Here is a 9,159-nt window from a genome sequence, read left to right as displayed (position 1 = left end):
GGCATTTTGCATCACTTTTGGGAGAAGTGACTGAGGTTTATCAGGAGCCGGATACGAGGCCCGTACGTCCGGTTCTGTGAGAAGGATAATGCTGCAGAAAATTACTGCAGCATTACCTTACTCGATTTGAATTGTTCTCAAGTTCTTTGCATTTTCAGACAGCGTAACTACGAAGATAGACATGAAAATGCTGTTTATAGACATAATCCATAGACAAGTTCTTTTATTAATGCTAAATTATTATCACCAGAATATGGGTGGCGAAATCTATGCGCGGGGGTGATTCCAATGGACCTTTTAATAAAAAGTGGTCGTGAGGTAGCTCAGGGTCAGCCGTGCTAGCTAATTTCCCAAAAGCAACCGAACAAACCATTAACATTATTCTATCATCCTTTATCCCTTTATGTAATAGGAATTAATAAAATAAGAAGGCGGAGTTTTTGATAATTGGGTTAGGGAAACAGGTAAATGTTGAATGAAAAAACTTTTTTAAAGGGGGAAAATTGGAATGAAAAAGAAGTATTTGGTTGTTTTGTGTGCTGTTCTGAGTGTGTTGATGTTTGCCTTGCCGGTTATGGCAAGTGCTGAAACTATGGTGCAGGGGTCTAACCAAAAAACGTTTTCGAAGGATACTGTAATTACGGAGGATAATGTAAATGATATTCTTAGATGCTATGGATTAGATCCGAATAGTATAATAAAAAAAGATAATATGCCAAATGTTAAAGTAACAGTTGGAGATCTCGAAAATGCCCTTAAAGAATTCAGTAAGATGCCAAAGAAGGTTGTTTTGAATAACGATAATCCTACTAATGTAAAAGTAATACCCGATAATCAGGTAAAACCTGATGGTTTGATAAGACCTTTGTCCAGTGGTACTCAAACTTGTTTCTATGAAGCGCATATCTCTTCTTCGTTAACTATGAATTATTATGCTACAGGATATTATTATCATGAAGGTTCAACAAAGTATTGGACGGCTGCGGGTCCAGCGAATATTACAGTGGGAACTCCTGCTAGTACTCTTTATTTCTATTCACTGGATAGTGTTACTACACTGACAAATCAAGTAGTAAATCCTTATACGAGTGGTTCGTACTTACACATGGAATATTGCTATGCTGTTGGGCATTATATGTTTGTTGGAGTAGGTTATATCAGAATAGGTTCGCAGTCAGTATCCGGCAGTACTAATTTTAATTCTAGTTATATTCCATAGAAGATTGATTAAAGGACGGTGTGGGTATAGCTCTAAACTATGGGGTTTTTTGTGATTTGTTGAAAGGGACAATTGGAAAGAAAAAGCAAATAAACTAATTATACAATAAAACTCAGGGTTATTTTCCTTGGGTTTTATTGTATAATTACTCTTTTAAGGAAGATCGTGTATATAAAAGCAAGAGGGAAAATATGTAACACAACTAACAAAATGCTGAAATAGATAATCTGTCCCTATAATAATGTTAGCAGTGGCTTCATTGTGTCAAATTTGCTTAGCTTAGGCATCTGGATTTTTATCATGCGTGATCGGTTTACCAGAAATTTTAATCAATAGTATCAAATCCCTGGGAATTGGTTGCTTTTACCCAAGGCGACAACAGGCGTTCTCTGTTAACATTGGGATCGATGCCCTCACCCATGAAGTAAACAATGAGCAAGAGAGGAGCCTCGTCAATACCAGCAGCCTTGAGTACACGGCCCATCATAACTGGCGCAATAGCATAAAACGACTCAGCCCAACGCAGAGGTGTAAAGCGGGCGCTTTTTTCCGGAGCCCATAGACGCATTTGGTTAAGCAGTCTGTGGCTTACGACCAGGGTCAGCATGGCCACTAGCACCAGAGATTCTATCACGGTAGGCGCGCCACTGGAAATGACATCCAGTTGATAGAAGCGCTTCAGTTCTTTGAAAACCAGTTCTATGCTCCAGCGTGCCCTGTAAAGGAGCGCCACATCTTCTGCCGATAGCTGTTCCGGCGTGATGTTGGTAAGGTAGAGATGATACGTCTTGCTTTCCTTGTCGCGTATCCCTACCAACCGGAAGGTCTCTTTAACCTTAGGTATGTCGCCCTTGGGATAATAGACCTCGAACGTCCCGTCTTTCTCTGTTTTCTTGGCCTTAGAGGCTCTACTTTTGAAGGAAACCTCCACCTCAATATCGATCACTTCCCGCTTCAGCCGGGGGAGCATATCCTTAAGCTTTTTGCCGGCAAGGTCGATCGTATTACCCTGGTGGACACGCAGCACCGAGACTATGGGATTGCTTCAGCCTGCTTACGAAGTAGCCGCCATTGCCTCTGATCCTGCTGAACAACTCATGCTTAAAATAGCCGAGATCGAACAGGAGGATGTTGTCCTTCAGCCAGGAACCGATGCGCATGGTCTTGATATCGGCGGTCTTGCCGGAATAGATGGCGATGCTCTTTGTGTTGCCTGTGAGCCCGATAGCGGTATGTATCTTGAGCTCAGCCTTGCCCCTTGCTCCAGGGAACTGTTCGGCTAATTTATCGTGCAGCCTGATGATCGTGCCGTCTGCCACCATCAGGTCCTTGAACCCCTTCAGTTTATCTGAAAGCGTAAGGCTGGCGTGATTCGCTAAATCCGCTATGCCGTGCGCCAAGCACTCTTTAAGAAAGGCGATGAGCCCTTTATTGAAGCGGTCATAAAAAGAGGATGGAACGAGTGTTTCAGCCGATGCTGTCTCGTAGGCCCTTCTTAATGAGGCGAGGGTACGCTGTACTCCAACTCCAAAACCAAGCACCACGACCCAGAAAAAGGTGACCGGGTCGATCTTACGGTTACGCTGGACATATCCGACTTTAGCCGCTGTGTCCCTCAGCCACTCCGGGGAGAACATTTTGTTCAGAACGTTTTCGATCTCATAAGGATTAATTTTTCCGGGAATTGGAGCCAATGTGGAACCTCCTCGTGGGCATTATTTGGAGGAGAATTCTACAAAGGAAAGGTAACATTCCTTCTTTCCATAGAACAATATCAACAATATTCGTCATCTATTTTCCAGGGGTAAAGTGCCGCTTTAGGTTAATATTAGAATATTGGGGGCTTAACCGAACACCAATGGGATTTTTATGTATGGAGTGATAATAGTGTCCGAAAAAATTTATCAGAAATACAAAGTTTTACAGTAGATGAGATAAAATAATTATTCTTATTTGTATATAATAGTCTATAGAAATAGTTAAGGTGGGTGATTATTATAAAAGTTAGACCGCTAGGCGTATTATTAATTGGCTATTTATATATGTTGGGAGCCGTAATGTTACTTTTATCATTATTTGATACATCTATTGTTAATTCAATTGGAATTGCAGCTCAATTTGGACTGCCTTATTTTCCTGAGCGATTATTTAGGGTGTTAATATCATTTATTATTTTGATAATGATTTATGGATATGTAAACCTTAGAAAATGGGGTTATTGGTTTATGATTTTATATATTTTGTATTTCGGGGGGGTAAGTACTCTTCTTTCAATGAAATTTAATCAACAACCTTTTAATGGTAACATGATATGGTCAATTTTAATTTTTTTATATACTTTTACAAAAAGAAAATCTTTTCATTGAACAGAAAAGCATCCGTGGGAGTACCGGGTACTGGAATGGTAAGGGCGGCTGGCTACGTGAGGTAACTATATGTGAAAAGTATCGTGATCGAATCATGGAAATAATTCGCGATCGGAATCCAGAAGAGAAAATTTTTGATCGTGTACCGGTTCGTATGGATGTCTCAAGAGCTAGAAAGGAATGCTTGTAAAGCGTTAGCTTATGTTAAATGGCGTCGCCGTATAGGAGGTAATGGAGGGGATGCCTTTGGTGCAAGGATTTATTAACCGGGGCGGAAATGGAAATAGCCGGCACGGAAGGCGCTGAACCTCTCGAATTCACCTGGGGAAGTGATCCTTTTTCCAGTCGCTATTGAGGGAAACCTTTCTGTTTCCTGGATTCTCCAAACAATAAGAAGTTGTACTTTTCTGAGGAAACAGTAGCTTTTATAATACAAATTTGATACCTTGAGATATATAACTGTAATTAACAAGAAGGCCAGGGTTATGGCACTATTACAATGAACCGTATCCAGCACCTGATGTCCCCGTTGGCTCAGGAATTCGTGGGTTTATCGTATTACGGTTGCCAAAATCACAGTCAATAGACGTTGTTGTTGAAAAAAAGAACACCTTCCGAACAAAGTGAACTCTGTTCAACGATACAAAATAGAGAGGTCACAGGGTTCAGTAAGTACTGTTTCCTTTTTTTTAACGTCTTGTACGCTTTTCAGGAAAAATCACCGTAGGCGACAATGTATCCTGCCGGTACTGAGTGGCGGAAAGGTCAGTAGGGCTTTATTGGGAGTAATGAAAAGACTGACGGAGAAAAATAATGTTGTTAAATTGTATCACATTGTGATACAATTTAACAAAGAAGGTGCCCGTTTTGAAAGTCTATCAGATAGGTTGGACAAAAGATCGAATAAACCATATTGCAAGGCACAAAATAGCCATACGAGGTTGAACAGGTTGCTTTCGAGGATCCCCACCGTCTGATAATGAAAGTACATGTTTCGTACAGTGACTCAAATAAATTTATATACCGTTTACTTGGGCGGACAGAGGGAGGAAGATATTTGGCGTTTTTCTTCATTCCGCAGGGGCGCGGCTGTTTACCCTGTTACCGCCCGTGAAATGGACGCTGCTGAAAGGAGGCTATATAATGCCAACCGGCGCTAAAGCAAAGAATAAAGTTCCTAAATTTAATACCATTGATGATATGGCCAATTTTTTTGATACCATGCCAAGCCAGAATCTTTCATGGGAGGATACCGACCTAAAATTCGAAAGGCAAAAGATGATTCAGGTATCCATTAGAATTCCGGAGAAAGACTTGAAAATTATCCGGCGAAGAGCTGCGAGGCTTGGTATAGGGCATACAGCTTTAATGCGAATGATGCTGCACCGGTCCGTTGCCACAGGGATGATATCCCGTAAAAGGGTAGAAGAAGAAATGTAGGTAAGCAACAGATGTTGAACTTTTAGATATATTACTGTGTTCGAATATAAAAGCCGTTCAGAGTAAGTGTACCATTTATTGGGTAACTGATATGATATAATGAATTGAGAGGAGGGCTAACATATGCTGAATATGGCAATTGATATAGCAACCAAAGCTCATGCCGGGCAAGTTGATAAGGACGGTAACCCTTATATTTTGCACCCTTTAAGAGTCATGCTTTCTTGTGACAGTGAAATGGAAAGAATATGTGCTGTCCTCCATGATATTGTGGAGGATACTCCCATAACACTAGAAGATATAAAAAAACGAGGTTTTGCGGATGAAATCATAGATGTATTAGATTGCTTAACGAAGCGCGATGAAGAAAGCTATGACGATTTCATTGATAGAATACTTATTAATAAAATTGCCTGTCGTGTAAAACTTGCAGACTTATGTGATAACATGGACTTGACCAGAATCAGCAATCCTACAGCCAAAGATGAAGAAAGAATGAAAAGGTATAATGAAGCAGCTTACAGAATCTCAGAATCGTTGCCGCTGAGTGATGGAATTGAAGACAGACGTATTGTCAGTATTAATGGCTGCGTAGAAATTCAACCATTTATGACACATGATGATTTTTTGGATCGCTTTATTCGCTTCGTTGAGTCACATGGTTGGTATTTCGGTGGTGGAACAGAAGATGTGACCGGAAAAGAATAAACGTTAGAACACATTTTTGCTCAAAGAACGGCAGCTATAGAATTACACTAATAAGACTTATTTAATATTTGTAAATTGCAATGCATAAGTATCATAAGTATAGCGGAAAAAATAGCGCCTCCCCCAAAGTTTAATGTTTTCGGGGGAGGTATTTTTTGAGTGAGCGGCTGAAGTGTTACATATAGTTAAGTTGAGGCTATACTTAGTGCTATCAGTTATATGTCAAACCTTACCGCCAGGTTATGGCGGCTTTTTTCCTCAACGGAATGCGGTGATATTGGTACTGCGGGTAGCCGACCAGCATTGCCCCGAAGCAATGGTGGCCTTCCGGCAGTTGGAGGGCTTCCGTCATCGGTGGATAAAGATCTGCCGCTCTATTGAAATAACCTGCCCAACACGCGCCCAAGCCCTTTGAAAAGGCGGCCAGTTCCAGGTAAGTCAAGGCAATGGTGCAGGACGATTGGGCGCTGGCGAGCGCTGCCGGGGCATGGGCGACGATGACATGCGGCGCGCCGCGGCAGATTCTGTCTTCCCCGTTGTCCCAGTCGGCTACGAGCCGTTTCATGTTCATAATTATCGCCATTTCAGGATTTTCTACAATTACATGACGCATCCAGTCGATCACCAGCCCGGCTAAGCGGTTGACTTCGCCGGCGTCTTCAATAACCAGCCAGTTTACTGGTTGCGTGTTTACCGCGGTTGGAGCGTACCGGGCGGTGTCAATCAAATCGGACAAAGTTGCCCGGTCCACAGGCTGCTTTTTGTAAGTGCGAATGGATCTGCGGGCGGTAAGGAAGAGCTTGGCTTGCTCCGCGGTGGGCAGGAGTTTCCGGTCAAGCGGGGCGCATTCCTCCGGCTTCATTGTTTTTAGGGTAAATGCTCCGTGCGGGCAAACCGTAACGCAATGCCCGCAGCTAACGCATTCTATTTCGGTTTTGTCTGCCGGGGTGGGAAGTTCGTCTTTTCCGTCCGTTGTTATTAATTGCAAAGGGCATTCAGCTACGCAAATTCCATCATGTCTACATTTATTCGGATCTATTTCAAATAGATTATTCAAAGGTTTCGCCTCCTCTTATTACGTTCATCATAGGGACTTCGTTTTTGGGGTTGGCATTTCCTTCTATGAAATTATCAATAATCCGTCTACTTTTGTTTATTCATCGTTTGACTTTTACAGAGCAGTTTAGTCATACGGACGTTTTCTTCATCTTTACTCAAGGTTCGGCATTAAGGCCGCTGAGGTCGAACATGGGGACATATTCCTCTGTTGCCGCCGCCAAGTCTTGCATGTAGCCGTTCAGTAGACCGGTTTTATCAAAGTAGTCCAGTACGGCTTGATACTCTACCGGAGAAAGACGGCGGTTGATTTCCGGATGCCGGCGGGCTTGCCAGAGCGGCACGTATTGGCTCATGATACTGACAAAAGTTTCGTTAGGCAAATTGGAGTGTATCCATTCCAGAATACGGCAGGCGGCGTCGCGCTGGCCGGGCAGGACCAAGTGTCGGATCAACAGCCCTCGAACAGCTAAGCCTTCTTCGCTGAAAGTCAGGTTTCCCACCTGACGGTGCATCTCCAAAACGACGGCTGCGGCGACTGCGAAGTAGTTTTTTACCCCGCTGTAGCGGGAGGCTGCTTCCTCCGTGAAGTATTTCAGGTCGGGCAGGTAGATGTCCACCAGCCCATCCAGCAGTCGCAGTGCCGCCACGTTTTCGTAGGCGTTGGAGTTATACACGACGGGTATTTTCAGACCCTGGTTTTTCGCCTGGCGCAGGGCGGCGGCAATAACCGGTATGTACGGGGTGGGGGAGACCAGGTTCAGATTGTGCGCCCCGGCGGTTTGGCGCTGCAAAAATACTTCAGCCAATTCGGTTGCCGACAGGTCTTTTCCGGTATCCCCCCAACTGATCTCGTGGTTCTGGCAGTAGACACAGCGCAGGTTGCAGCGGGAAAAAAAGACTGTGCCTGAGCCGCGGCTGCCGCTGATGCACGGTTCTTCCCCGTGGTGCTGCGCGGCTAGGGCGACTGTCGCGGCAGCACCCGCGCCGCAAAAGCCGGTTTCGCCGCGCAGCCGGTCCGCCGCGCAACGGCGCGGGCAAAGTTCGCACCGGCGTAATGCCGCCATGGCTGTTTCGCTCATATCTGATAATTCCCCTTTCTGCTAATCCGGTCCCACAGCTGGATCGTGTGTAGTTGTGGAATCGCGGCGCGGTGGCCGGGGGCCGAAAAACTGGTAGTAGTCGCACTGGATCCGCCCGTTGTACAGCTTGCGTTTTTTGTCGGCCCACCTGCCGAATAGCTTCTCGAATTCGTGGTGAGCGGTCAATACATAGAATGACCAGGTGTCCAAGGCTTTGAAAACCTGTCCCATTTCCCGGTAGAGGCGGCTGACGGCCGGCAGGTCTTCCAAACGCTGCCCGTAAGGAGGGTTGCAGATAATGTACCCGTATTTCTGCCGTGCTCTCAATTCGGCCACCGGGGACTGCTGCCAGTGGATCTGGTCTTCCACTCCCGCGAGGCGGGCATGATACCTGGCCAGACTTAAGACATCTTTGTCGATGTCTGTTCCCCGGATAATTAATTGCCGCCGGCGGTGGAGCACATCTTCCGCTTCCTGACGCGCTTCCCGCCATAACCGGGCAGGCACGACCGGCCATTTTTCAGCGTCAAACTCCCGCTTCAAGCCCGGCGCCCGGTTCAGGCCGATTAGCGCCGCCTCTATGGGGATCGTGCCCGAGCCGCACATGGGGTCAATCAGCACGCGCTCAGGTTTCCAGCGGCTTAAGCTGATCATGGCGGCGGCCAGAGTCTCCTTGAGCGGGGCCGCTCCTGTCAATTTACGGTAGCCGCGCTTGTGCAGGCCCGCGCCGCTGGTGTCAATCGTCAAGGTGGCCACGTCTTTCAAGAGGGCAACCTCGATAGGATGAGTCAAGGGACGGTTCCCTGACTCACAAAAGCGAAGCCTTTGACGTATACGCTTTTGATTACCTCGTCAAGCCTTTCAAATTGAACAGGCTCCGGCAGACGATGGAAAGAATCAAGTCGTTAGTTGACGGAAAAATAACCGGAAAGCAAGTTTCAGGTTTAACTGAACCTAACCATCAGGTTGTAAAAGCTCGAATATTCAAAGACAATAATGAATACGTCTACCTGAATTTGAATGATATTATTTTCGTCACCAGAGAGGCGCACAAAACTATCATTTATCATAATGAAGGCGTGCTTAAAACACACGAAAATCTTTCGGATTTAGAAAATAAGGACATTTGTCCTCCCAAAACGGGGTTAGACAAACCCGAGGAACTCCTGTAAGCTATAAATAGCAAACGGGAGGAAACCAAAGCAGAGGAGGACAAACCCATGGAAAAAGCAATACAAGAACGTATTCAGGCGAAGACAAGAGACAGCCAGCTATTTGAAATATTTGT

At 45.0% G+C, this 9,159-nt stretch carries 8 protein-coding genes and 2 pseudogenes; 5 read left to right on the top strand and 5 right to left on the bottom strand.

Annotation, left to right across the window (positions count from 1 at the left end; all coding sequences use genetic code 11):
• Positions 1-508 precede the first annotated feature (508 nt).
• Entirely contained in the window at positions 509-1,219 is a 711-nt protein-coding gene (locus L7E55_RS17105) for a hypothetical protein (RefSeq protein WP_277445573.1), read from the top strand.
• Positions 1,220-1,544: 325 nt separating this feature from the next.
• Here L7E55_RS17105 and L7E55_RS17100 read toward each other — a convergent pair whose 3' ends face one another.
• Both L7E55_RS17100 and L7E55_RS17095 read right to left on the bottom strand, forming a co-directional pair.
• Positions 1,545-2,246 carry a transposase gene (locus L7E55_RS17100; RefSeq protein WP_277445572.1) on the bottom strand — a complete coding sequence of 234 codons (702 nt, stop codon included), beginning with the start codon at positions 2,244-2,246 and terminating at the stop codon, positions 1,545-1,547.
• On the bottom strand, positions 2,224-2,913 hold the full coding sequence (locus L7E55_RS17095) for an IS4 family transposase (RefSeq protein WP_277445571.1): 690 nt from the start codon (positions 2,911-2,913) through the stop codon (positions 2,224-2,226). Before L7E55_RS17095 ends, L7E55_RS17100 begins: the two co-directional genes overlap by 23 nt.
• Before the next feature lie 294 nt (positions 2,914-3,207).
• Here L7E55_RS17095 and L7E55_RS17090 point away from each other — a divergent pair, with 294 nt between their 5' ends.
• The 3 genes and pseudogenes from L7E55_RS17090 to L7E55_RS17080 all read left to right on the top strand — a co-directional run.
• Positions 3,208-3,585, top strand: coding sequence for a hypothetical protein (locus L7E55_RS17090; RefSeq protein ID WP_277445570.1), 378 nt, complete (start codon positions 3,208-3,210; stop codon positions 3,583-3,585).
• Positions 3,586-4,728: 1,143 nt separating this feature from the next.
• Positions 4,729-5,025: a CopG family antitoxin gene (locus tag L7E55_RS17085; protein WP_277445569.1), complete on the top strand. Its 297-nt coding sequence runs from the start codon at positions 4,729-4,731 to the stop codon at positions 5,023-5,025.
• 123 nt (positions 5,026-5,148) lie between these two features.
• A pseudogene (locus L7E55_RS17080) lies at positions 5,149-5,565 on the top strand (HD domain-containing protein); the annotation flags it as partial.
• Positions 5,566-5,962: 397 nt separating this feature from the next.
• Here L7E55_RS17080 and L7E55_RS17075 read toward each other — a convergent pair.
• From L7E55_RS17075 to L7E55_RS17065, 3 genes and pseudogenes are all read right to left on the bottom strand, one after another.
• On the bottom strand, positions 5,963-6,790 hold the full coding sequence (locus L7E55_RS17075) for a nitroreductase family protein (protein WP_277445568.1): 828 nt from the start codon (positions 6,788-6,790) through the stop codon (positions 5,963-5,965).
• Positions 6,791-6,947: 157 nt separating this feature from the next.
• The gene (locus L7E55_RS17070; RefSeq protein ID WP_277445567.1) at positions 6,948-7,871 is read right to left on the bottom strand and encodes a radical SAM protein; all 924 of its coding nucleotides are present in this window, start codon (positions 7,869-7,871) and stop codon (positions 6,948-6,950) included.
• A 21-nt stretch (positions 7,872-7,892) separates the two neighbouring features.
• Positions 7,893-8,711 (bottom strand): annotated as a pseudogene (locus tag L7E55_RS17065) (THUMP domain-containing class I SAM-dependent RNA methyltransferase); the annotation flags it as partial.
• A gap of 47 nt (positions 8,712-8,758) precedes the next feature.
• Here L7E55_RS17065 and L7E55_RS17060 point away from each other — a divergent pair.
• Positions 8,759-9,043: a LytTR family transcriptional regulator DNA-binding domain-containing protein gene (locus L7E55_RS17060; protein WP_277445565.1), complete on the top strand. Its 285-nt coding sequence runs from the start codon at positions 8,759-8,761 to the stop codon at positions 9,041-9,043.
• Positions 9,044-9,159 lie beyond the last annotated feature (116 nt).

The sequence above is a fragment of the Pelotomaculum isophthalicicum JI genome (genome assembly GCF_029478095.1).
Lineage (GTDB): Bacteria > Bacillota > Desulfotomaculia > Desulfotomaculales > Pelotomaculaceae > Pelotomaculum_D > Pelotomaculum_D isophthalicicum.
This window is presented reverse-complemented; position numbering and strand designations above follow the sequence as displayed.

Excerpts from the sequence above, each read along its gene's own strand:
- L7E55_RS17105 (WP_277445573.1), top strand. The coding sequence starts at position 509 with ATGAAAAAGAAGTATTTGGTTGTTTTGTGTGCTGTTCTGAGTGTGTTG.
- L7E55_RS17060 (WP_277445565.1), top strand. The coding sequence starts at position 8,759 with ATGGAAAGAATCAAGTCGTTAGTTGACGGAAAAATAACCGGAAAGCAA.
- L7E55_RS17085 (WP_277445569.1), top strand. The coding sequence starts at position 4,729 with ATGCCAACCGGCGCTAAAGCAAAGAATAAAGTTCCTAAATTTAATACC.
- L7E55_RS17070 (WP_277445567.1), bottom strand. The coding sequence starts at position 7,871 with ATGAGCGAAACAGCCATGGCGGCATTACGCCGGTGCGAACTTTGCCCG.